Source organism: Neorhizobium turbinariae (genome assembly GCF_023223505.1).
Classification (GTDB): domain Bacteria; phylum Pseudomonadota; class Alphaproteobacteria; order Rhizobiales; family Rhizobiaceae; genus Neorhizobium; species Neorhizobium turbinariae.
Map to the genome: position 1 here is coordinate 1 of NZ_JALPRY010000021.1, position 22,359 is coordinate 22,359.

24 protein-coding genes are annotated in these 22,359 nt (G+C 59.3%); 10 read left to right on the plus strand and 14 right to left on the minus strand.

Annotated elements, in window-relative coordinates; genetic code table 11:
- Positions 1-153: 153 nt before the first annotated feature.
- The 4 genes from M0654_RS17665 to M0654_RS17680 form a co-directional block, all read right to left on the minus strand.
- The gene (locus M0654_RS17665; protein ID WP_248684220.1) at positions 154-915 is read right to left on the minus strand and encodes a M48 family metallopeptidase; all 762 of its coding nucleotides are present in this window, start codon (positions 913-915) and stop codon (positions 154-156) included.
- Positions 916-1,023: 108 nt separating this feature from the next.
- Positions 1,024-1,446, minus strand: a complete 423-nt coding sequence (locus tag M0654_RS17670; RefSeq protein WP_248684221.1) for a DUF2852 domain-containing protein — start codon at positions 1,444-1,446, stop codon at positions 1,024-1,026.
- A 154-nt stretch (positions 1,447-1,600) separates the two neighbouring features.
- Entirely contained in the window at positions 1,601-2,839 is a 1,239-nt protein-coding gene (locus M0654_RS17675; RefSeq protein ID WP_248684222.1) for a polyhydroxyalkanoate depolymerase, read from the minus strand.
- A gap of 266 nt (positions 2,840-3,105) precedes the next feature.
- Positions 3,106-3,948, minus strand: coding sequence for a fumarylacetoacetate hydrolase family protein (locus M0654_RS17680; RefSeq protein ID WP_248684223.1), 843 nt, complete (start codon positions 3,946-3,948; stop codon positions 3,106-3,108).
- Positions 3,949-4,097: 149 nt separating this feature from the next.
- Between M0654_RS17680 and M0654_RS17685 the strand changes: the two genes are divergently transcribed.
- Positions 4,098-4,697 carry a nitroreductase family protein gene (locus tag M0654_RS17685; protein WP_248684224.1) on the plus strand — a complete coding sequence of 200 codons (600 nt, stop codon included), beginning with the start codon at positions 4,098-4,100 and terminating at the stop codon, positions 4,695-4,697.
- Between the two features lie 90 nt (positions 4,698-4,787).
- Here the strand turns inward: M0654_RS17685 and gyrB are convergent, their stop codons facing one another.
- The 5 genes from gyrB to M0654_RS17710 all read right to left on the minus strand — a co-directional run bounded on the left by gyrB (position 4,788) and on the right by M0654_RS17710 (position 10,118).
- On the minus strand, positions 4,788-7,223 hold the full coding sequence (gene gyrB / locus M0654_RS17690) for a DNA topoisomerase (ATP-hydrolyzing) subunit B (protein WP_118851126.1): 2,436 nt from the start codon (positions 7,221-7,223) through the stop codon (positions 4,788-4,790).
- A 126-nt stretch (positions 7,224-7,349) separates the two neighbouring features.
- Positions 7,350-7,715, minus strand: coding sequence for a helix-turn-helix domain-containing protein (locus M0654_RS17695; RefSeq protein WP_248684225.1), 366 nt, complete (start codon positions 7,713-7,715; stop codon positions 7,350-7,352).
- Positions 7,712-8,311, minus strand: coding sequence for a Smr/MutS family protein (locus M0654_RS17700; protein ID WP_248684226.1), 600 nt, complete (start codon positions 8,309-8,311; stop codon positions 7,712-7,714). The genes M0654_RS17695 and M0654_RS17700 overlap by 4 nt, the downstream gene beginning before the upstream one ends.
- Positions 8,308-9,426 (minus strand): murein transglycosylase A, encoded by a 1,119-nt coding sequence (gene mltA, locus M0654_RS17705; protein WP_248684227.1) that lies wholly within the window; start codon positions 9,424-9,426, stop codon positions 8,308-8,310. Before mltA ends, M0654_RS17700 begins: the two co-directional genes overlap by 4 nt.
- Positions 9,423-10,118 carry a Tim44/TimA family putative adaptor protein gene (locus M0654_RS17710; RefSeq protein ID WP_248684228.1) on the minus strand — a complete coding sequence of 232 codons (696 nt, stop codon included), beginning with the start codon at positions 10,116-10,118 and terminating at the stop codon, positions 9,423-9,425. The genes mltA and M0654_RS17710 overlap by 4 nt, the downstream gene beginning before the upstream one ends.
- A gap of 125 nt (positions 10,119-10,243) precedes the next feature.
- Between M0654_RS17710 and M0654_RS17715 the strand changes: the two genes are divergently transcribed.
- Positions 10,244-10,789: an FxsA family protein gene (locus M0654_RS17715; protein WP_248684229.1), complete on the plus strand. Its 546-nt coding sequence runs from the start codon at positions 10,244-10,246 to the stop codon at positions 10,787-10,789.
- 75 nt (positions 10,790-10,864) lie between these two features.
- Positions 10,865-11,341: a protein-export chaperone SecB gene (secB, locus tag M0654_RS17720; RefSeq protein ID WP_118851120.1), complete on the plus strand. Its 477-nt coding sequence runs from the start codon at positions 10,865-10,867 to the stop codon at positions 11,339-11,341.
- 35 nt (positions 11,342-11,376) lie between these two features.
- On the opposite strand, the gene dnaQ is transcribed toward secB, so the two are convergent.
- Genes dnaQ through M0654_RS17745 form a run of 5 tightly spaced genes read right to left on the minus strand, consistent with a single transcriptional unit; the run spans position 11,377 to position 15,004 of the window.
- Positions 11,377-12,096, minus strand: a complete 720-nt coding sequence (gene dnaQ / locus M0654_RS17725; RefSeq protein ID WP_118851119.1) for a DNA polymerase III subunit epsilon — start codon at positions 12,094-12,096, stop codon at positions 11,377-11,379.
- Positions 12,089-12,694: a dephospho-CoA kinase gene (gene coaE / locus M0654_RS17730; protein ID WP_248684230.1), complete on the minus strand. Its 606-nt coding sequence runs from the start codon at positions 12,692-12,694 to the stop codon at positions 12,089-12,091. Before coaE ends, dnaQ begins: the two co-directional genes overlap by 8 nt.
- Positions 12,694-13,551 carry a shikimate dehydrogenase gene (locus M0654_RS17735; RefSeq protein WP_248684231.1) on the minus strand — a complete coding sequence of 286 codons (858 nt, stop codon included), beginning with the start codon at positions 13,549-13,551 and terminating at the stop codon, positions 12,694-12,696. The genes coaE and M0654_RS17735 overlap by 1 nt, the downstream gene beginning before the upstream one ends.
- Entirely contained in the window at positions 13,544-14,152 is a 609-nt protein-coding gene (locus tag M0654_RS17740) for a Maf-like protein (RefSeq protein ID WP_313791089.1), read from the minus strand. Before M0654_RS17740 ends, M0654_RS17735 begins: the two co-directional genes overlap by 8 nt.
- A 30-nt stretch (positions 14,153-14,182) precedes the next feature.
- On the minus strand, positions 14,183-15,004 hold the full coding sequence (locus M0654_RS17745; RefSeq protein ID WP_248684232.1) for a pyruvate, water dikinase regulatory protein: 822 nt from the start codon (positions 15,002-15,004) through the stop codon (positions 14,183-14,185).
- A gap of 36 nt (positions 15,005-15,040) precedes the next feature.
- Here M0654_RS17745 and M0654_RS17750 point away from each other — a divergent pair, with 36 nt between their 5' ends.
- The 7 genes from M0654_RS17750 (at position 15,041) to rsmG (ending at position 22,340) form a co-directional block, all read left to right on the plus strand.
- Positions 15,041-15,322, plus strand: coding sequence for a hypothetical protein (locus M0654_RS17750; protein ID WP_248684233.1), 282 nt, complete (start codon positions 15,041-15,043; stop codon positions 15,320-15,322).
- An 81-nt stretch (positions 15,323-15,403) separates the two neighbouring features.
- Positions 15,404-16,438: a uroporphyrinogen decarboxylase gene (gene hemE / locus M0654_RS17755; protein WP_248684234.1), complete on the plus strand. Its 1,035-nt coding sequence runs from the start codon at positions 15,404-15,406 to the stop codon at positions 16,436-16,438.
- Positions 16,426-16,980, plus strand: coding sequence for a protoporphyrinogen oxidase HemJ (hemJ, locus tag M0654_RS17760; RefSeq protein ID WP_248684235.1), 555 nt, complete (start codon positions 16,426-16,428; stop codon positions 16,978-16,980). Before hemE ends, hemJ begins: the two co-directional genes overlap by 13 nt.
- A 179-nt stretch (positions 16,981-17,159) precedes the next feature.
- Positions 17,160-18,425 (plus strand): transcription termination factor Rho, encoded by a 1,266-nt coding sequence (gene rho, locus M0654_RS17765; protein WP_118851112.1) that lies wholly within the window; start codon positions 17,160-17,162, stop codon positions 18,423-18,425.
- A 93-nt stretch (positions 18,426-18,518) separates the two neighbouring features.
- Positions 18,519-19,814 carry a tRNA uridine-5-carboxymethylaminomethyl(34) synthesis GTPase MnmE gene (gene mnmE, locus M0654_RS17770; RefSeq protein ID WP_248684236.1) on the plus strand — a complete coding sequence of 432 codons (1,296 nt, stop codon included), beginning with the start codon at positions 18,519-18,521 and terminating at the stop codon, positions 19,812-19,814.
- Positions 19,815-19,848: 34 nt separating this feature from the next.
- Positions 19,849-21,729 (plus strand): tRNA uridine-5-carboxymethylaminomethyl(34) synthesis enzyme MnmG, encoded by a 1,881-nt coding sequence (gene mnmG, locus M0654_RS17775; RefSeq protein ID WP_248684237.1) that lies wholly within the window; start codon positions 19,849-19,851, stop codon positions 21,727-21,729.
- The gene (gene rsmG / locus M0654_RS17780) at positions 21,729-22,340 is read left to right on the plus strand and encodes a 16S rRNA (guanine(527)-N(7))-methyltransferase RsmG (RefSeq protein ID WP_248684238.1); all 612 of its coding nucleotides are present in this window, start codon (positions 21,729-21,731) and stop codon (positions 22,338-22,340) included. The genes mnmG and rsmG overlap by 1 nt, the downstream gene beginning before the upstream one ends.
- Positions 22,341-22,359 lie beyond the last annotated feature (19 nt).

Sequence of the window (22,359 nt, forward strand, 5' to 3'; positions counted from 1 at the left end):
AGGCAGGCGGAAGAGCGTGGATAAACGGGGGGTGTTTTTCCGTTAAGTGGTTGAGGTTGCTGGAGGCAGGATGCGAAATTTTCCACGGGTCGGATAGTCATGTTTGCTGGGCAGATGCCCCTCTTTCTGCCGGCGAGCCGTCCAAAAGTCTCGCTACCCGAAGTCGATCGCGTGCAACTGCGAGCCGTTCTGCTTCAGCCACTTGCGGGCCTCGTCCATGCGTGGGCAGAGCTCACCGCAGAGTGCCCAGAACTGCGGGCCGTGGTTCATTTCCTTGAGATGCGCCACTTCATGAGCCGCGAGATAGTCAATAACCAGCGGTGGCGCCATGACGATGCGCCAGGAAAAGCTGAGATTGCCATCCCAGGAGCAGGAGCCCCAACGGCTGCGGGTATCCTTCATGCTGAGCGACTTCACCGGCTTGCGGATCGAAGCGGCATGTCGTGCCACCAGTGCCTCGAGATCCTGGCGGGCCTCCTTCTTCAGGAAGGCCGAGAGGCGCCGGCCCATGTGGTCCGTCATGCCGCTGACCTTCAGCACCGGCTGGCCATCGACCAAGACCGCTTCAGTCAGGCCGCGCAGGTTTCCGGTGTGCTCGATCCGGTGCGCGACGCCGCGCAGCGGTATGAAGCCACCATCGCTCAAGGTATTGTCGCTGGAGAATTTGGCGAGCTTGGTGAGCAGCCAACCCTGGTGTCGGTCAAGGAAGTCATCGATCTCGCGCTTGCGCAGACCAGCCGGCACGGTCAGGGCAAGTGCCCGTCCGCCGGGTTCGATACGCAGCGTGATGCGCATGGCGCGGCGGTTTTCACGGATCGTCAGCGGCATCGTGCGGCTGCCGATGTCCAGGGTGCGCTTTACCGTTTCAGGCGGTTTCGACTTGGCACGGACCGGTTTTTTGAGAAGCGCGAACATGGATGTGTTTTAGCTGATTCACGGGCAGAAAAAAGCCGGCGTTCGAGAACGCCGGCGGGGATGGCTTGGCGAAGAAACTCCGCCTGTTTCACGTGAATCCGACTTCCGTCAGACGTCAACGACCGGGTTCTGGCCGCTGGGACGGCTCTTGCGATCACGCATGAAGCGGTCGAACTCGTCCTGGTCCTTGGCGCGGCGAAGCTCGCGCACGTAGTTGTCGAATTCCTCGCGCATTTCGTCCAGCTTGCGGCGCTCTTCTTCGAGGCGATCGAGCTCGGCCTTGCGCCAGTCATCGAAAGCCACGTTGCCGGTGGCAAAATGCGTGTTGTAGCGGGAGGTTGCGCGGCGGCAGCCGGCAAACCAGCGGTCGGCCTTGTTGTTGGCATCGCGCTTGAAGCCGTTGAGCCTGTCGCCGAACATGATGTAGGCGAGCATGGCGAGGCCCAGAGGCCAGAATACCACGAAACCAAGCACCATGAGCGCAATGGTGGCCGGCGTCCATTCCGGACGGATCAATGCAGACTGATTCATAGGTCACCCTCGTTCTAGAGCGGGAAGGCCTCATGCCAGCCCGACTATTTTCGATTTGGTGAGCCGACGATCTGCGTTCAAGACGGCGGAACATTAAATTCAAGAAGATGCTGAAATAGGAGAGGGTTTCAGGCCTTGGATGGTACGCGCCGGCTTACGTCCTGCTCACGCCATGCCGGCGGGTGAACTCGATGATGCGCGGCGCGATTTCGCGGCGGAAGCGCGAACCGTTGAACACGCCATAATGCCCGACATCCGGTTGCATGTAGTGCATGCGCTTTTCATCCGGGATGTTGGTGCAGATGGTGTGCGCTGCCTTGGTCTGGCCGAGGCCGGAGATGTCGTCGTTTTCGCCTTCGATGGTGAGCAGTGCGACGTTGCGGATCGCGGTTGTGTCGACCCGTGTCTCACGGTGCATCATCTCGCCCTTCGGCAGCGCGTGCTTGATGAAGACGGTGTCCACGGTCTGGAGGTAGAACTCTTCCGTGAGATCCATGACGGCGAGATATTCGTCATAGAAGTCGCGGTGCCTTTCTGCCGACTCGCCGTCGTTCTTGACGAGGTGTTGGAAGAATTCCTGGTGCGCCGTGAGGTGGCGGTCAAGGTTCATCGACATGAAACCAGAAAGCTGCAGGAAGCCAGGGTAGACACGGCGCATGACGCCCGGCTGCGGCCACGGCACTGTCATGATGACGTTGTCGCGGAACCATTCCAGCGGGTGTTCCTGTGCCAGCTGGTTGACGGCGGTCGGATTGATGCGGGTATCAATCGGCCCGCCCATGAGCGTCATGGTCGCGGGAAGTGCTGGATCCTTGGTGTTTTCCATGACGGCAACGGCCGCGAGGACCGGAACCGAAGGCTGGCAGACGCCCACCACATGCGCGCCGGGGCCGAGCACAGCCAACATCTCGATGAGGTAGTCGATATAGTCATCGAGGTCGAAGCTGCCCTCCCCCACCGGCACCATGCGGGCGTCGATCCAGTCGGTGATGTAGACATCGGCATGTGGAAGAAGCGCTTCCACCGTGCCGCGCAGGAGCGTCGCGTAGTGGCCGGACATCGGCGCGACGATGAGGATCCTTTCGTCCGCCGGGCGCGAGGCCGGCAGGTCGCGGCGGAAGTGCAGGAGATTGCAGAAGGGTTTTGCCCAGATGATTTCTTCCGTAACGGCAACGGGCTGGCCATCAACAACGGTTTGCGGGAGACCGAATTCGGGCTTGCCGTAACGCCGGGTGACGCGTTCGAAAAGCTCCAGCGACGCGGAGATGCTGCGGCCGAACTCGGTCTGCGACAGCGGATTGAGGGGGTTCTTGTAGAAGAACTTCATGGCATCTGCCGCTGCCCGAAAAGGCGCGACGGCTGCATGGTTCATCTCGTAAAGCTGGTAGAACATGGATGTGCCACCCTTTGCCAGTTCTTGGAATGGATTGAACGGTGAGGTCGTACCTACCGGTTCAGCAGCGGGCGACGGTGAGGCTAACATCATTTTATTGTGCAGTGCAAATTGAAGCAGAGGCGGCATTGCCTCCGGGACTGAACCAGAGCTACCGGTCAGTTCTACAATCGCATGCAGAGCTTAAGGTTCCGCATCACGCATCCGGGCAAGATGAGATGCAGGACCTGCCGATGGCGTCCGCTACCGGCAGGTGAGTGTTCATCTTATCGATCGGCGACGAAAGTCTGCTTCTGTGTGCCGAGGCCTTCGATACCAAGTTCGACGACATCGCCGGGCTTGAGGAAGCGCTGCGGCTTCATGCCAAGGCCGACCCCGGGGGGCGTTCCGGTGGAAATGATGTCGCCCGGATGCAGCGACATGAACTGGCTGAGGTAGGAAACGAGGTGACGGACGCCGTAGACCATGGTCTTGGTCGAGCCGTTCTGCATCTTCTCGCCATTGACGGTGAGCCACATGGCAAGGTTTTGCGGATCGGCGACTTCATCCTTGGTGACGAGCCAGGGGCCGATCGGGCCAAAAGTGTCGCAGGACTTGCCCTTGGTCCACTGCCCGGCGCGTTCTGACTGATAGGCGCGCTCGGACACATCATTGGTGAGGCAATAACCGGCGACGTAATCCATCGCTTCGTCTTCCGAGACATATTTTGCAGTCTTGCCGATGACGACGCCGAGTTCGACTTCCCAATCGGTCTTTTCGGAGTCGCGCGGAATGACGACATTATCATTGGGGCCGACGATGGCCGAGGTGGCCTTCATGAAGATGATCGGCTCCGGCGGAACGGTCGCGCCGGTTTCGGCAGCGTGATCAGAATAGTTGAGGCCGATGCAGATGAACTTGCCGGTGCCGGCAACGCAGGGGCCGATGCGGTCAACCTGCAGTTCCGGCAGGCTCTTCAGATCCAATGCCGCCAGCTTGGCAAGGTTTTCGGGCGAAATCGCCGCACCGGCGATATCGGGCACATGGCCCGACAGGTCGCGCACCTTGCCGTCACTATCGAGTGCTGCCGGCTTTTCCTGTCCAGCTGGACCTACACGCATCAATTTCACAGGATGTTCCTCCACTTGCGTCGAAAAATCGAATGGGACATGCTCCCCCCCTTGTCGCGCGTCAAAGCCTGTCGCGCAACCCGCATCTCTTGCCAAGCGGTACGCCGGGCTTATCCTTTTCCTTGCAGCACTAGTGAGCGAGGACCGGCATGACCAGCAGCAACACGCGCGTTTCAGAATTTCCGATCGATGCCTTCTTTCTCGACCGCTGGTCGCCGCGCGCTTTCACCGGGGAGCCGGTCAGTCGCGAAACGATGCTGACGATCCTGGATGCGGCGCATTGGGCGCCCTCCTCCGGCAACAACCAGCCCTGGCGCTTTGTCTACGGTTTGCGGGGCACACCGGCTTTCGATGTGCTGCTTGGGATCCTGACTGAGGGTAACCAGCGCTGGGCTAAGAATGCGGGCGCGCTGCTCTTCGTCATCTCCAAGACTTACCGGCTGACGAGTACGGGCGAGCGCCGCACCGCCTATACTCATTCCTACGACACGGGTGCTGCGTGGTTCTCCGTCATCTGCCAGGCGATGAAGCTCGGCTACCATGCGCATGGAATGGAAGGCTTCGACAAGGAGAAGGCGGTCGAACTGCTCGGGATCCCGGACGGCTACCGGGTAGAAGCGGCAGCGGCGATCGGCAAGATCGGTGACCGAAGCCTGTTGCCGGAGGACCTGGCGGAGCGGGAGAGGCCGAACGGCCGAAAGCCGGTGGCGGAGATCGCTTTCGAAGGCCGTTTCACCAGCGAGGCCTGACGAACGTCTTACCAAAGTGTTTCACGTGAATCCTGTCCACAGGAGATTCACGTGAAACGGAAAGGGCGGCACTGCGGCCGCCCTTACGAATTAAATGTCGAGGTTGGCGACGCTCAGCGCGTTGTCCTGAATGAACTCGCGACGCGGCTCAACTTCATCGCCCATGAGGCGCGAGAAGAGACCATCGGCATCGGTTGCATCATTGACCTTCACCTGCAGCAGCGAACGAACATTCGGATCAAGCGTCGTTTCCCAGAGCTGCTCGGCGTTCATTTCGCCAAGGCCCTTATAACGCTGCATGGAGAGACCCTTGCGGCCGGAGGCAAAGATCGCGTCAAGCAGTGCGCGCGGACCCGAGACTTCGATGTCGCCTTCCTTGCGGCTGAGGACTGGCGGCGTGCGGTAGATTTCCTGCAGCCGGCCTGCCATCTGGTCGATGTAGCGGGCATCAGCAGAACCTATCAGCGCGACGTCGATAAATGCGACTTCCTTGACGCCGCGAACCATGCGCTCAAAACGGAGGCCACCTTCGCCGGTGACATGGCCGGTCCAGCCGCGTTCGGTCTCTTCGGCGATCATATCCAGGCGACGAGCGACTTCGTCTGCCGTCTGCTGGGCGCGCTCGGGATTGTCGGTGAGTTCCGGGTTGAGCGCGCCAGCGATCGCCGCCTGTTCGATGATCGAGCGATTGTAGCGCGAATGCAGGCCATCGAGCAGCGAGCGCAGGCGCAGCGCGTCATGGATGACTTCGCGCATGTCCTGACCGGCGCGGGTTTCGCCGGAACCGACGGTTAGCGTCGCTTCCTCAAGACCCATGCTGATCAGGTATTCTTCCAGCGCCGCCTCGTTCTTGAGGTACTGCACCGACTTGCCGCGGCTGACCTTATAAAGCGGCGGCTGGGCGATATAGATATGGCCGCGCTCGATCAGTTCCGGCATCTGGCGGAAGAAGAAGGTGAGCAGCAGGGTGCGGATGTGGGCGCCGTCGACGTCAGCATCCGTCATGATGATGATCTTGTGATAGCGCAGCTTGTCTGCGTTGAACTCGTCCTTGCCGATCGAGGTGCCGAGCGCGGTGATCAGCGTGCCGATTTCCTGGCTGGACAGCATCTTGTCGAAGCGGGCGCGCTCCACGTTGAGGATCTTGCCGCGCAGCGGAAGAATGGCCTGATTTTCACGCGAACGGCCCTGCTTGGCCGATCCGCCAGCCGAGTCACCCTCCACAAGGAAGAGTTCAGACTTGGCCGGGTCACGTTCGGAGCAGTCGGCCAACTTGCCCGGGAGCGAGGCGATGTCGAGCACACCCTTGCGGCGGGTCAGTTCACGCGCCTTGCGGGCCGCTTCGCGGGCTACGGCGGCTTCTACAACCTTGCCGACGAGGATCTTGGCTTCCGTCGGGTGTTCCTCGAACCAGGTGCTCAGCGCTTCGTTGACGAGGCTTTCCACGACCGGACGCACTTCAGAGGACACGAGCTTGTCCTTGGTCTGCGACGAGAACTTCGGATCTGGAACCTTGACGGAGAGAACGGCGGTGAGGCCTTCGCGGCAGTCTTCGCCCTGCAGCGTCACCTTTTCCTTCTTGGTGATGCCGGAGGTGTCGGCATAGGAGGTGACCTGGCGCGTCAGAGCGCCACGGAAGCCGGCCATATGCGTGCCGCCGTCGCGCTGCGGGATGTTGTTGGTGAAGCAGAGCACGTTCTCGTGGTAGCTGTCGTTCCACCACATCGCGACTTCGACGGTGATCCCGTCCTTTTCGCCACGGATCGCGACGGGCTTGTCAACGAGCGGCTTCTTGGAGCGATCGAGATAACGCACAAAGGCTTCCAGACCGCCGTCGTAGAGCATTTCTTCTTCGCGTATGTCGGGCTTGCGCTTGTCCGTTAGCCGGATTCGAACGCCGGAATTGAGGAACGCCAGTTCGCGCAGGCGATGCTCGAGCGTGTTGTAGTCATACTCGGTCATCGTGAAGGTTTCGGGGCTGGCGAGGAAGGTGACTTCCGTACCAGAGCGGCCTTCATATTCGCCGACCACTTCCAGCGGGGCATCGGCCACGCCGTGGGTGAACGAGATCTGGTGAACCTTGCCATTGCGGCGGATGCGCAGCTTCAGCCAGACGGAGAGCGCGTTGACAACCGAGACGCCGACGCCATGCAGACCACCGGAGACCTTGTAAGAGTTCTGATCGAACTTACCGCCGGCATGCAGCTGGGTCATGATGACTTCGGCGGCCGATACGCCCTCGCCGGTATGGATATCGGTCGGAATGCCGCGACCGTTGTCGGTAACACTAACCGAGCCGTCCGCGTTGAGGGTAACCGTCACCAAGTCAGCATGGCCAGCCAGCGCTTCATCGATCGCGTTGTCGACGACTTCGTAGACCATGTGATGAAGGCCGGAGCCATCGTCAGTGTCGCCGATATACATGCCGGGGCGTTTGCGGACGGCGTCCAGACCCTTCAGAACCTTGATCGAGTCTGCACCATATTCGGCACTCGCGCCATTCTCGCTGACGGGTGTATCGGTCATCAGTATCTTCCAATTCGTTCAAGAGCCGGTTGAGCGAATCACCAGCCATTCGTCCTCGAATATATAGGTAAACCGAGGCCGATTCTAAAGCTTGAGCCCTGCAAAAGCGGTGGATGCAAGCCCAAATCAGGTCGGAGTGGAGGCTTTCTCCAGAAGCGTGTCGAGTTCTTCTATCACATGCGGTGGCAAAGTGCGAATCACCCTGCCAAGACGGTTGGCAAAGGCCGTATAAGCGGGCGGAAGACCGGACGTATCGAGCACCACCTTGGGATGAGAGGAATGGGCGAGTTCGAAAAGCTCATCGGCATCATCCCAGATGACGTTGAAGTAGCCGGCGATGCGCTGCAGCAGTTCGAACGTCGGGCGGCCGCGCTTGCCGTGCTCGAGCGCCGAGAGATAGGCCGGTGTGACACCGATTGCATCTGCCAGCTGCCGCTGGGTGATCCCCTTGCGCCGGCGCAGCTCGCGAAGCGCGTGGCCGAAGGGCGTCATTCCAGACCTCCGCCCATACGGCTTCGAGCGAGGCGGACATACATCGCGCCCTCCCCGCCATGATGGCGCGCCGCCCATTCATAGGATGAAATGAGGAAACGGAACTCGGCCTTCGAAAACCACAGGGGCACGGCGCGGCGCAAGGCGCCTTCGCTGCCCATCGAACTGCCCTTGCCAGTGATGACCAGCACATGGCGAAGACCGCGCTCATGCGCACGCAGCAGGAAATCCAGGAGCAGATCATGCGCCTCGTCCTGGTAAAGCCCGTGCAGGTCAAGCCGCGCCTCGATCGGCAGGCGGCCTTTGGCGAGCTTCTTCTTGACCGGCTTTTCCAAGGGGTGATGTTGCACAGGCGGGCGATAGGCTGGCGGCGGAGCCTGCGGCTCCACGACCTGCGTGATCAGGCGCGGTGGCGGCTTCTGCTTCAAGGCTTCCCTGGCTGCCTTCTGCGCCGCTTCTTCGGCCGCCAACCGCTCTTCTTCCTGTTTTTCGAACTCCAGGATTTCCTTCATCCGCCCAGGGATGGCGCGGGTCGACTTTGCGACCTTTCCCCAGAGTATCCGTTCTTCGGGATCTAACTTTCGGCCACCCTTCATGCGCCGTACCTGCCCGCTGCCGTGTTCGGGATCAGGATGTAGAAGTCGGCAGCGTTGCGGACTGTTCCAGCACGTTCACCGGCAGCGTCACCAGACCCGGTAAAGATGTCGCCCCGCGCAGGCCCGACAATCGCCGAACCGGTGTCGAGCGCGAGCATCAGCCGCGCGAAGGGCTTGCCGTTATCGAGATGCGTCAATGTTTCCGAATGGATGAAGAAGGGAAACCCGAAGGTGTGGATCTGCCGGTCAACGGCAAGCGACCGTCCCGGGATCAGCGGTACCTTGGCGGCAGCGATTGGCCCGAGCGCGGGGTCCGTAACCTCGGCATCGCGAAAGAAGATATAGGAGCGGTTATGCCAGAGGACTTCATCAACCTTAGCCGGATTCGAAGCAAGCCATGCGCGGATGGTTTGCATGGAAACGGTAGCGGGATCGAGCTCGCCACGATCGATCAACAGCTTGCCGATGGCCGAGAAGGGATGCCCCGCCTTGGCGGCGTAGGTGATGCGGCGGATAGCTCCATCGGGATACCGCAGCCGGGCCGCGCCCTGCACATGCACGAAGAACACATCCACCTTGGAGCGCGCATAGGCGATTTCGAGCCCCTGCCCCTCCAGGAACCCTTCATCAATCTCGCGGCGATCCGCGTAGGTCGTGATGCCGTCGGCGGTTTTCCTGCCGAACATGTAGGAGGGGTCGAGGCCGGGCGGGCGGTTCCGGTCGTCCAGGTCCACCAAGTCCGGCGGTCGGCGGTAGAACGGATACTTCCAGACTTCGTCACGCGTGGGGGAGACCTCGATCTCCGGCTCATAAAAGGCCGTGACAAAACCTTGGTTGCCATCGGTGCGATCGACAAGGAAAGGCGTGGCGTGGGCTTCGAAGAATTCGCGCGCCGTGGCGGCGTCAAGATCACCTGCCGGGGCTTTCTCGATAAAGTCGGCCAGTTCGGCAGCCGTCAGACCGAGAGCGCCCGTCTTGTACGGCTTCACATCGCGGATCTGGCGAAGGCAGGCGCGCATGCCATGGAAAAGGGCTGACGGATCATCATCCTGCCAGCCCGGAAGATCTGCAAACTCCTTGCGTTGAAGCCGGTATTGCGGCGCCGCCTCGGTCATTGCTCGGATTCGGTGGCGATCAGCTTCCAGTTCGGATCGCGCGAGCGCGTATCACGGGCAAAGGTCCAGATATCGATAACCTCGGCCACCGTTTCCTGGTCACCGTCGATAATCGCGCCGGCCTTGTCGAAGGTGGCCGAGATCAACTGGCTGACGATGCGCACCGTTACCTGGGCTTCCGAGCCCTTGACCAGCGCATGGGTGATATCTGCCTTGTCGATGCCAACGAAGGTGGATTTTACGACTTCGCCGCGGGCTTCGCGTTCGGTGATCGCTGCATCGAAACCTTCAAAGACTTCCTTGGAAAGCAGGCCCTTCAGCGTCTTACGGTCGCCATCGGCAAAAGCCATGACGATCATCTCATAGGCCATCTTGGCGCCGTTCAGGAATTCCTTGGGGCTGAACGACGGGTCCGACTTCAGGAGATCGCGAAGGGCTGTGTTGAGCTGCGTATCAGGCTTGGCCACCGCATCGATGTCGGCATAACGCTGCTCGTCGTCCTGCACATCGCGGCGCGGAAGCGTCACCACCTTGCCGTCGTCTGCAGGGTTCTTCATGACGTCGCGCGGGCTGAAGGGATCAAACGGTGGCTTTTCGTTACCGGTCCGCCGTCCGAGCACGCTGCGCAATTGCAGGAAGATCAGCACTGCGGCGACGAGGAAAAAAAGCGTTATCAAGTCGTTGGAACCCATCTTAACCCGCAATTGCCGTTTAATTTTTTGTTGCAGCTTCTCATATAGTCCGCATCCGTTCATCATTCAAATAGCGAAGGCGTCAGCGCAACGGTCGCCGGGCTCGATCAAGCAGGGAATAGATCATGCGCCTCTTCTTTCTTCCGCTTCTTCTGCTCTGGCCACTTGCCGAGATTGCCGGATTTGTTCTGGTGGGTCGCACGTTCGGCTTGTGGTGGACGCTTGGGCTGGTGATTGGCACGGCGGTGCTGGGTACGATCCTGCTGCGAAGCCAGGGCATGCATATCCTTCAGAAGATCTCGACCGAAAGCCGCGAAGGACGCGTGCCGGGCCTGGCGCTTGTCGATGGCGCAATGATTGTAGTGGCCGGCATCCTGCTGCTGCTTCCCGGCTTCCTGACCGACATCGTCGGGATCGCGCTGTTCATTCCCTCCATCCGACGCGCGATCTGGAAGCTTGTCGGCCGCCGCGTCGTGGTGGTGCGGTCAGGCAGTAGCCAGACGTATCGTTACGAAAGCCACACAAGACAGCCGGGAGGCCCCGTCCGTCCGGGCAATCCGGGCGGTCACGTCGTCGATCTCGACGAGGAGGATTTTCATCGGGAAGAGCCGGGCAATCGCGGCAATCCATCTTCGCCGTGGATCGGCCCCAACGGAAACAACAAATCCTGAAAAGCCATTAAGCCTTGAATCTTCCTGCTCGTCAGTGTTAGAGGCCAAGCAACTCCAAGGTTCGAGGAAATCTTCATGGCAGACGAACAGACACAGGCGGTAGCGCCGTCGATCAATATCCTGGCGCAGTACACCAAGGATCTCTCCTTCGAGAACCCCGGTGCGCCTCGCTCACTTCAGTCGCGTGACAAGGCGCCTTCGATCAACATCAACGTGAACGTCAACGCCAATCCGCTTTCGGATACGGATTTCGACGTTGTCCTGACGCTCGAAGCCAAGGCGACCGAAGGCGAGAAGATCGTATTCGCGGCCGAGCTGGTTTACGGCGGCGTCTTCCGGATTGCAGGTTTCCCTCAGGAACATATGCTGCCGGTGCTGTTCATCGAATGCCCGCGCCTGCTGTTCCCGTTCGCGCGCCAGATCGTGGCTGACGTGACGCGCAACGGCGGCTTCCCGCCGCTGATGATCGACCCGATCGATTTCGCGCAGATGTTCACCCAGCGCATGGCCGAAGAACAGGCCCGCGCCAAGGTCCAGGCTCTCAACAGCTAACTCTGACCTTTCCGATCAGAAACAAAAAAGCCCGGTCATGCCGGGCTTTTTTGTTGTGCCTCGTCATAACGAAGCCAGAGGGATTTGCCCTTCATCGTCGCCACCATCGCGGCGTGGGCTTCGAGTTCAGCCTGTGTGAGGCGCGGGGCGAGAGGACGCGGACGACCGCTGATCGTCACCACCGTTTCCTCAACGGAAATGACGGTCGATGAACGATCGTTATCGGTCAGGCCGAAGGCTGCCTGGCGACCGCCCGTCATCTCGATATAGACTTCGGCAAGGAGTTCGGAGTCGAGGAGCGCGCCGTGCTTGGTGCGATGCGCATTGTCGATGCCGTAACGACGGCACAAGGCATCGAGCGAGTTCGGCCCCATCGGATGCTTGCGGCGCGCCATGGCGAGCGTATCGACGACGCGGTCCGACTGCACCGGCGGCAGCCCGAGGCGTTCGAACTCGGCGTTGATGAAGCCCATGTCGAAGGTCGCGTTGTGAGCGATCCACTTGGCGCCATCGAAGAAGTCGATGATCTCCTGGACGACGTCGGCGAAGCTCGGCTTGTCCTTCAGGAACTCATCGGTAATGCCGTGCACGGCAAGCGCATCCGGGTGAACCTTGCGATCGCCCGGGTTGATGTAGAGATGCAGCGTCCTGCCGGTCGGGAAGTTGTTGATGAGCTCGACGCCGCCGATCTCGATGATGCGGTCGAGCTTGGTTTCAAGACCCGTCGTTTCCGTATCGAAGATGATCTCACGCATGATTGTCGCCCATGGTTCCGGACCTGATTGCGGCAATGACCTGCCGTACCCTTTCCCGTGCTGCCTCAAGTCCAAGGCCGGTATCGATGATGAAGTCGGCGCGCCGGCGCTTTTCCGCATCCGCGATCTGCCGGGAAAGAATCATGTCCAACTTCTCGCCCGTCATGCCGGGCCGTGCAAGCACCCGCGCCCGTTGTATCTGTGGATCACAGGTCACGACGACGATCACATCGACGCGATCCTCGCCCTTCACCTCGAAAAGCAGCGGGATATCGAGAAGCACCAGGTCATGGCCCTGCTTTCGATGATGCTCGAGAAACTGCTTTTCGCGCTCTCGAACCAGCGGATGAACAATTGCCTCGAGTTCGCGAAACCTTTCAGGCGCGGCTGCGAGTTGCCGTGACAGCTCCCCGCGGTCAATGACGCCATCTCGGACAGTGCCGGGGAAAGCCTTGGCTACAGGCTCAACCGCATCGGTGCGATAAAGATCATGCACTACGGCATCGGCATCATTGACCGGTATGCCTTCCTCGGAGAACATTTTGGCCGTGGTCGACTTGCCCATGCCGATGGAGCCGGTGAGGCCGATCACGATCATCAGTGCTTGTCCATGTCGGCGATGACGAGGTTGCGCAGCGCATCGTCCACGGTCGGACGGCGGCCAAACCATTTTTCAAAACCGGGCGTTGCCTGATGCAGCAACATGCCGAGGCCATCGACAGTCGCAAAACCCTGCTGTTCAGCCTGGAGGAGAAGCGGCGTTTTCAGGGGGACATAAACAATGTCGGTGACAACCGCGCCAGTGGCCAGGCGGGTGAAATCGATCCGTGGTGCTTCGCTGCCGTCCATCCCAAGCGAGGTCGTGTTCACGAAAAGGCCAGCGCCGGTCATGACTTCGGCAAGTGCTTCCGTCGGATGCGCCGTCACCTTTGCGCCAAAACGATCTGCCAGTTCCTGGGCCCGCGAGACGGTGCGGTTGACGACATAGATTTCGCTCAAGCCGCGATCACGCAACGACTGCACAACGGCTCGGCTGGCGCCGCCTGCCCCGAAGACCACAGCGCGATCGGCCTTGTCCCAACCGGCATGTTGATGATCGAGGTTGGCGGTAAAACCATGTCCATCAGTATTGGTCGCATGGAGACGACCTTCCTCCATCCAGAGTGTATTGGCGGCACCAAGCTCTTCGGCCAGCTCATCCGGGCGATCCGCCAGCGCGCAGGCGCGTTCCTTATGCGGGATGGTAACATTGCCGCCGCGATAACTGGAGCTGCCGTCCTTCAGGCTCTGGATGAAGGCAGCGAATGCATCCTCGGCAACCGGTTCTGCCCTATAGCTGCCGGCAATGCCGAGCTGTTTCAGCCAGTGACCGTGGATCAAAGGCGAGCGTGAGTGCTTGACGGGCCAGCCCGTTACGAAAGCATTAACCACAAATGTTTCACGTGAATCAGCCACGGATGGCTCCTAACTGGCGAAGCTTTTCCAGCAGAGGCAGCATGGGCAGGCCAAGAATGGTGAAATAGTCGCCATCGATCCGGGAGAAGAGCTGGATGCCCTCGCCCTCCAATTGGTAGGCGCCGACGCTGCTGAAAACCGCTTCACCAACGCGATCGAGATAATGATCTACATAGTCCTCGCTGAGGGCGCGCACCGTGAGATCGGCATGCGACACATGCTCCCAAAGGACATCGCCACCACGCGCCAACGCGATCGCGCTGTTCAGCCGATGCGTTTTACCGGAGAGAGAAAGGAGGTTTTCCTTCGCCTCCTGACGGCTCTTCGGCTTGTGATAGACACGCTTGCCAAGCGACATGGTCTGGTCCGAGCCAATGACGATCGCATCTGGAAAATGGTTGCTGACTTCCATCGCCTTTGCAGCAGCGAGTGTCAGTGCCACCTCATCGGGCGCTGCGCCTTCCAACCCCGCCTCGATACGGCGCTCGTCGATGTCTGCCGCCCGGGCCTCAAACGTCAGTCCGGCATTCTGCATCAGCATGCGGCGAAACGGACTTGATGACGCGAGAACGAGGGGGACTTGTTCAGCAGAAACGGACACGAGGAAAAGCTCCAAAGCAGGTGAATCGGCTTAACGCAGCTTCGGGCGCAGTGCAACGATCGCCGCCGCCGTCTCCTCGATCGATCGACGTGTAACGTCGATGATCGGCCAGTTATGGCGGGCGCAGAGCGCGCGGGCGTATTTAAGCTCTTCATGGATGGTGGCACGATCGGTGTAATGGCGTCGGTCAAACCCTTGTGTCACGCCAAGCTCGCGATGCTCGCGCACCTGGCTGATGCGATCTGTCGTTGCCACCAGACCGACGATGAGCGGATGGGTGGCGCGGTAGAGGCTTTCCGGCAGGTCGACGCCCGGCACGATTGGGATATTAGCGGTCTTGATGCCGCGGTTGGCAAGGTAGATGCTCGTCGGTGTTTTCGAGGTGCGGCTGATGCCGATCAGCACGACATCGGCGTCATCATAATCTTCCGGCATCTGCCCGTCATCATGATCCATGGTGAAGTTCAGGGCTTCGATGCGTTTGAAGTATTCGGCATTGAGCGCGTGCTGGGCGCCGACCCGGCGGCGCGACAAGGCGCCAAGATAGGTCTGGAAAACTGTCAGCACCGGCTCAAGAACATTGACGCTCGGCAGCCCCATCTCGCGGCAACGTTCATCGATAAGGCTTGCGAGATCCTGGTCTACGATCGTGTAGAGCACAATACCGGGCTCCCGATCCACGGCTTCCAGCACAGCCAGCAACTGCTTGCGATTTCGGATCAGGGGATAGACGTGTTCGACCGGCAGCGAGGCTTGGAACTGTACGGCCGCGGCGCGGCCAGCGGAAATGAGAGTCTCGCCCGTTGAGTCAGATATCAGGTGCAGATGGAAGAAGTTTCTTTTGTTCTCCACGCTGTTTTTGGTCCTTTGTTGATAACTGGGGAGAGAATGACGACCTGGGTGCTGCGGCCGGAGGGGGTCGGGAAAACTGCCGGGTTTTCCACATTCGGTGATCAGCCGGACAGGATTCCAAGCGTGTTGTGGGCTCTGGGGATAACCACTACAAGAAAATCACCGTCCACCCAATATCCACAGACGAATGCCGATCCTGAGGAGGAAGATGTGGCTGATTTGGCTCGCAGAATCGGGATGATCCACAGATGCGGCAAAGGGCGACATTTGGATCTGCGCATCTGCCGGATATCGAGCGGTTTCGGTGCGTGCCTGTGATTTGACTTTAATCCTTGCTACCCACCGACTCTAAGAAATAGAAACTCTTTTAAAATCATTTCTTTGTTTAGGGAGAACCCATTGACCGGCACCCCCCGGAGGATCCTGAGCGTCCTTGAAGGCAAGACAGTCTCGCCACCACCGATCTGGCTCATGAGGCAGGCGGGACGTTATCTGCCCGAGTACCGGGAAACGCGTGCCAGGGCCGGTGGTTTCCTGGATCTCTGCTACACCCCCGAGTTTGCCGTCGAGGTGACGCTGCAGCCGATCCGGCGTTATGGCTTTGATGCGGCCATCCTGTTTTCCGACATCCTCGTCATTCCCGATGCCTTGAAGCGTAATGTCCGGTTCGTGCAGGGAGAGGGTCCGCAGATGGATCCGATCGATGTCAGCGAGATCCTGGCGTTGAAGGCCGATGGCGTGCTGCCGCACCTGCAGCCGGTGCTGGAGACGGTTCGGCGGCTTCGGGCGACGCTGCCCCAGGAAACGACGCTCTTAGGCTTCTGTGGCGCTCCCTGGACGGTTGCGACCTATATGATCGCCGGTCACGGCACGAGCGACCAGGCGCCGGCGCGGCTTTTCGCCTATCGGCATCCGGAAGCTTTTGAAAAGCTCCTGTCGTTCCTGGCAGAAGTTTCGGCGCAGTACCTGATTGCTCAGATCGATGCCGGTGCCGATGCCGTGCAGATCTTCGATTCCTGGGCCGGCGTGCTGGGTGAAACGGAGTTCGATGCTTTTGCCGCAAAGCCGGTGGCGCGGATGATCGAGATCGTGCGCCAGGCGCGGCCGGGCGCCAAGGTCATCGCTTTTGCGAAGGGCGCGGGGCTGAACCTGAAGACCTACCGCCAGAAAACAGGCGCGGATGCGATCGGGCTCGACTGGTCCGTGCCGCTTTCGTTTGCGCAGGAACTGCAGAAGGATGGGCCGGTTCAGGGTAATCTCGATCCGATGCGCGTCGTCGCTGGCGGCAAAGCGCTGGATGATGGGATAGACGCGATCTTGCAGGTGTTGGGCCAAGGACCGCTGATCTTCAACCTCGGTCATGGCATTACGCCGGAAGCGGATCCGGATAACGTGACGCGGCTGATCGAACGGGTGCGCGGATGGAAGGCGTGAAGCCGGAAAACAAGCAGGCCGGACCCGTTGCCGGCCGCAAATCGGCGCTGAGAGCCTTCGTGGCGCTCGGCGTGTTCCTGACGATCCTGCTTTGCGTCTATCTCGCGCAGCCGGACAATTTCCTGCTCTACATCAAGGCGTTTCACGTGATCGCCGTGATCTCCTGGATGGCGGGGATGCTCTACATGCCGCGGCTGTTCATCTACCACACCGATGCCGAGCCCGGTTCGGCCCAGTCGGAAACCTTCAAGATGATGGAGCAGCGACTGCTGAAGATCATCATGAACCCGGCGATGATGATCACTTGGCTGCTCGGCCTTTACCTCGCCTCGGAAGCCTATAATTTCCAGGGGGGATGGCTGCACGCCAAGATCCTGCTCGTGGTGTTGCTGACCGGCGTGCACATGCTGTTCAGCAAGGCGGTGCGCAGCTTTGCCGCCGATGGTCCGCGCAAGACTGCCCGCTACTGGCGCCTGATGAACGAAATGCCGACGCTTTTGATGATCCTGATCGTCATTCTGGTGATCGTGAAGCCGTTCTAACGCCGTTTCTTGTCGTTTGACCTGCATTTGCCTCTTGCGGTGTCCCAAGTGAGTCGCTATTTTGCCTCCACCTCATCTCGTGGCATGCGTGTATTTTCCCTCGTCCCGGATCATCTTCCGCGGTAGCGAATTTCACCCTCACGCCTACATCTCCCCGAAATACTTGTGTGGTCCCCTTCATGGCTGAAATGAAGCTTCAAGAACTCAAAAGCAAATCTCCAACCGATTTGCTGACCTTCGCGGAATCGCTGGAGGTCGAGAACGCCAGCACGATGCGCAAGCAAGAGCTGATGTTCGCGATCCTCAAGGTTCTGGCGAGCCAGGATGTGGAGATCATCGGTGAAGGCGTTGTGGAAGTACTGCAGGACGGCTTCGGCTTCCTTCGTTCGGCCAATGCCAACTACCTGCCGGGCCCGGACGACATCTACATTTCGCCCTCGCAGATCCGCCGCTTCTCGCTGAAGACCGGCGACACGGTGGAAGGCCCGATCCGCGGCCCGAAGGAAGGCGAACGTTATTTTGCGCTTCTCAAGGTCAACACGATCAATTTCGATGACCCGGAAAAAATCCGCCACAAGGTTCATTTCGACAACCTGACGCCGCTTTATCCGAATGAGCGCTTCAAGATGGAGCTCGAGGTTCCGACCTCCCGCGATCTTTCGCCGCGTGTCATCGATCTCGTGGCGCCGCTCGGCAAAGGCCAGCGTGGCCTGATCGTCGCGCCGCCACGGACGGGTAAAACCGTTCTGCTGCAGAACATTGCCCATTCGATTACCGCAAATCATCCGGAATGTTACCTGATCGTTCTTCTGATCGATGAGCGTCCGGAAGAAGTCACCGACATGCAGCGCTCGGTGCGCGGTGAAGTCGTCTCCTCCACCTTCGATGAACCGGCCGTTCGTCACGTGCAGGTCGCCGAAATGGTGATCGAAAAGGCAAAGCGCCTGGTTGAACATGGGCGCGATGTCGTGATCCTGCTCGACTCGATCACGCGCCTAGGACGCGCCTACAATACGGTTGTGCCCTCCTCCGGCAAGGTTCTGACCGGTGGTGTGGATGCCAACGCCCTGCAGCGCCCGAAGCGTTTCTTCGGCGCCGCCCGCAACATCGAAGAAGGTGGTTCGCTGACGATCATCGCGACCGCGCTCATCGATACCGGCAGCCGCATGGACGAAGTTATCTTTGAAGAATTCAAGGGTACGGGTAACTCGGAAATCGTGCTCGACCGCAAGGTTGCCGACAAGCGTATCTTCCCGGCCATGGACATTCTTAAGTCCGGCACGCGCAAGGAAGACCTGCTTGTTCCGCGACAGGATCTCCAGAAGATCTTCGTGCTGCGTCGTATCCTGGCGCCGATGGGCACCACGGATGCAATCGAGTTCCTCATCGACAAGTTGAAGCAGACCAAGACGAACGGCGACTTCTTCGACTCGATGAACACTTGATCCTTAGCCGGATTCCAGATGAAGAACGCTCGGCAAGACCGGGCGTTTTTTTGTTTGTTGGACCTGTGTAAATGGAGATCGAAGGGACACGCCATGACTGATACGATCTACGCCTTGTCCAGCGGAGCGCTTCCAGCCGGCGTCGCGGTATTGCGAATCAGTGGTCCTAAAGCACTCGATGCTGCAGCGGCACTCGTCGGCCCTCTGCCGGAGCAGCGTAAGGCGGTGCTGAGGACGGTGCGGGATGCTCAAGGCCAGATGATCGACCAGGCGCTCGTTCTGGTTTTCCAGGCCCCTGCCTCCTTTACCGGCGAAGACTGCGTCGAACTTCATCTGCATGGCAGCCGCGCGGTTGTCGCCGCTGTTTATCGTGCGCTGGAGGCACTGCCGGGTCTGCGGCTTGCGGAAGCTGGAGAGTTCACCCGGCGGGCCTTCGAGAACGGTAAGCGCGATCTGGTGGAAGCCGAGGCGCTGGCAGATCTCGTAGCCTCCGAGACCGAAATGCAGCGGCGCTTGGCGGTCGAGCAGAGTTTTGGTGGACAGTCAGCGTTATACATGGAATGGGCGCAGCGGCTGACGAAAGCGCGGGCGTTGATCGAGGCCGAACTCGATTTTGCAGATGAGGAAGATGTACCAGGCTCGGTATCGGATCAGGTCTGGGCTGAGGTCGGGGATCTTTATCTAGAGGTTGAACAACATCTGGCGGAAGCGAAGGCGGGTGAGATCATCCGCGACGGTTACAAGGTGGCGATCGTTGGCCCACCAAACGCTGGAAAGTCCAGCCTGCTCAACGCCTTGGCCAAGCGCGATGTTGCGATTGTTACGGACATCGCAGGCACGACGCGTGATGTGCTGCACGTTGATCTTGATATCGATGGCTATCTCGTGCGTTTCTTTGACACGGCCGGTATCCGGGAAACAGATGACGTCGTGGAACGTGAAGGTGTGCGGCGTGCGAAGGATACGCTCGAACAAGCAGATCTTGTTCTGCTTCTTCAGGAGATTGATTCGGACCCGCAACAGTTTGCAGTGACTGGCGATGCTGAAGTGTTGAAGGTGGGAACCAAACTGGATCAGCATGTTCATCGGACGGCCTATGACCTCTGTATCTCCACGAAGACCGGGGATGGTCTGGACAAACTCCGCGATCTCATCGCCACGAAGGTGAAACAAACCTGGTCCGGCGGTCTGGTCCCCGGTCGTCAGCGTCACGTCCACTACCTCAAAGAGGCTTCCCATTTTATTCAGGACGCGCTAAACGGCACAGAACTCGACGTCCGGGCAGAAAATTTGCGGGGTGCTGCGACATCCCTTGGACGCATTACGGGCCGCGTTGATGTCGAGGAACTTCTCGGCGTCATATTCTCTCAGTTCTGCATCGGGAAGTGATTCACGTGAAACCTTTGTGTTTCATCGAACAGGAATGAAGATGAGTTACGATGTTATCGTGATCGGTGGTGGCCATGCTGGATGCGAGGCAGCGAGCGCCGCCGCACGTCTCGGCGCCAGAACGGCTCTCGTTACCCATAAGCGCGCAACTATCGGCGTCATGTCCTGCAATCCTGCCATCGGTGGATTGGGGAAAGGGCATCTTGTTCGTGAAGTCGATGCGCTCGATGGGTTGATGGGACGTGTCGCTGATACTGCCGGTATCCAATTTCGTCTACTGAACCGGAAGAAGGGTCCAGCTGTTCGCGGACCACGCACGCAGGCGGACCGAAAGCTTTACCGTCTGGCGATGCAGCGTGAGATTGAACAGCATCCGAACCTTGATGTCATTGAGGGCGATGCCTTTGATCTCGACATCGAGAATGATCGCGTCGCCGGAGTGGTCATGAAGGACGGCCGTCGATTCGCATGCGGAACGGTTGTCCTGACGACCGGCACTTTTCTGCGTGGGTTAATCCATCTCGGTAGCGAAAAAATTCCGGCTGGCCGCGTGGGCGAAGCGCCATCAATGGGTCTGTCCGACACCCTGTCGCGCTTCGGATTGAAACTGGGTCGCTTGAAAACAGGCACGCCGGCACGTCTTGACGGACGGACGATTGACTGGCAGAGCATCGGAAGCCAGGCTGCGGATGAAGATCCGGTTCCGTTTTCCTTTATGACTGACCGAATCACGACACCGCAGATCGAGTGTGGAGTTACGCGCACCACGGATGCGACGCACAAGATCATCTCGGACAATATCCATCTGTCGGCGATGTACTCCGGGCAGATTGAGGGCGTCGGTCCGCGTTACTGTCCGTCGATCGAGGACAAGATCGTACGTTTCGGCGAGCGCGACGGGCATCAAGTTTTCCTCGAGCCGGAAGGTCTGGATGATCCGACTGTTTATCCAAATGGCATTTCGACATCGCTGCCCGCCGCAGTTCAGGAAGCTTTCATTCGGACCATTCCTGGGTTGGAATGTGTCGAAATCTCGCAGCCTGGTTACGCGATCGAGTATGACCACGTTGATCCGCGCGAGCTAACGGCGGCGCTGGAAGTGAAAAAGATCAACGGCTTGTTTCTCGCGGGCCAAATCAACGGAACAACCGGTTATGAAGAAGCAGCCGCGCAAGGGCTTGTTGCCGGCTTGAATGCGGCTCGTCGAGCAAGTGGCGCAGAGGCTTACGTCTTTGGACGTGCAGACTCCTATATCGGCGTCATGATTGATGACCTCACCTCTAAAGGGGTTACGGAACCATACCGAATGTTCACCTCGCGCGCCGAGTACAGGCTTTCGCTCCGGGCGGATAACGCCGATATCCGTTTGACGGGCGCTGGTATCGAGCTCGGTTGTGTCGGACCTGAACGTGAACTGCGTTTTCAAAGGTATCAACGTGATCTTGAACAAGGCCGCGAATTGCTTCGGACTATGACACTGACGCCGAACAAAGCCAAGCTGCACGGCATCAAGATCAACCAGGACGGCCAGCGTCGCTCGGCATATGAGCTACTGTCTTATCCGGAGCAATCTCTTTCCGGTTTATCCAAGGTATGGCCTGAGCTGGGCAACTTGGCTCCAAAGGTTGCCGAGGCGCTGGAGATTGAGGCGTCTTACGCAGTTTATATGGAGCGGCAGGCCGCAGACATATCGGCGACGCGTAAGGATGAAGCGCGCATCATCCCGGGCGATTTTGACTTCTCAGCGCTGCCCGGCCTGTCCAACGAGTTGAAGCTCAAGCTTGGAAAGGCTGCACCGGTAAACCTCGCCCAAGCCGCTCGTGTGGATGGAATGACGCCGGCGGCCCTCGCCCTCATCCTTGCACTTCTTAAAAAGCGGGAAAGCGCGGATAGTCGCCTTAAACGAGTCTCCTGATGCAGTTAAACGGAAGAAGTGTTTCACGTGAAACGCAACAGAGGCTCGAGCATTTTGCGGCGCTTTTTTCTAAATGGGCCCGCACGATCAACCTCGTGGCGCCGTCCACGCTGGACGAACTCTGGAACCGCCACATCGCTGACAGTGCGCAGATCTTCCAGCTGTCACCCCAGCCACAGCAGTGGGTCGATCTTGGCTCTGGCGGCGGCTTTCCTGGTGTCATCACCGCGATTCTTCTTGCGGAACTCGGAGATGGATGGGTAAATTTGGTGGAGAGCAATCAAAAGAAGTGTGCTTTTCTGCGGGTTGCGCTGAATCAAACCGGCGCCCGCGGCTCGGTTCATCCCATGCGGATCGATGCTGCACACGCCATCATTCCCACTGCGGACGCGATTTCCGCACGAGCTCTGGCGGACCTGGACATGCTTTTGGAGCTTTCGGAACCTTGGATGAAAGGGAGTCCGACCAAAGCCTTTTTCCATAAAGGGCGGGATTACGCGAGCGAGATCCGAAAAGCGCATGGTCGATGGACTTTTGATCTGGTAGAACACCGAAGTGCGGTTGAGCAGGACTCGGTGATCCTTGAGGTCACTAACCTGACACGCAGGTAACCTTGAACTAAGGTGCAGC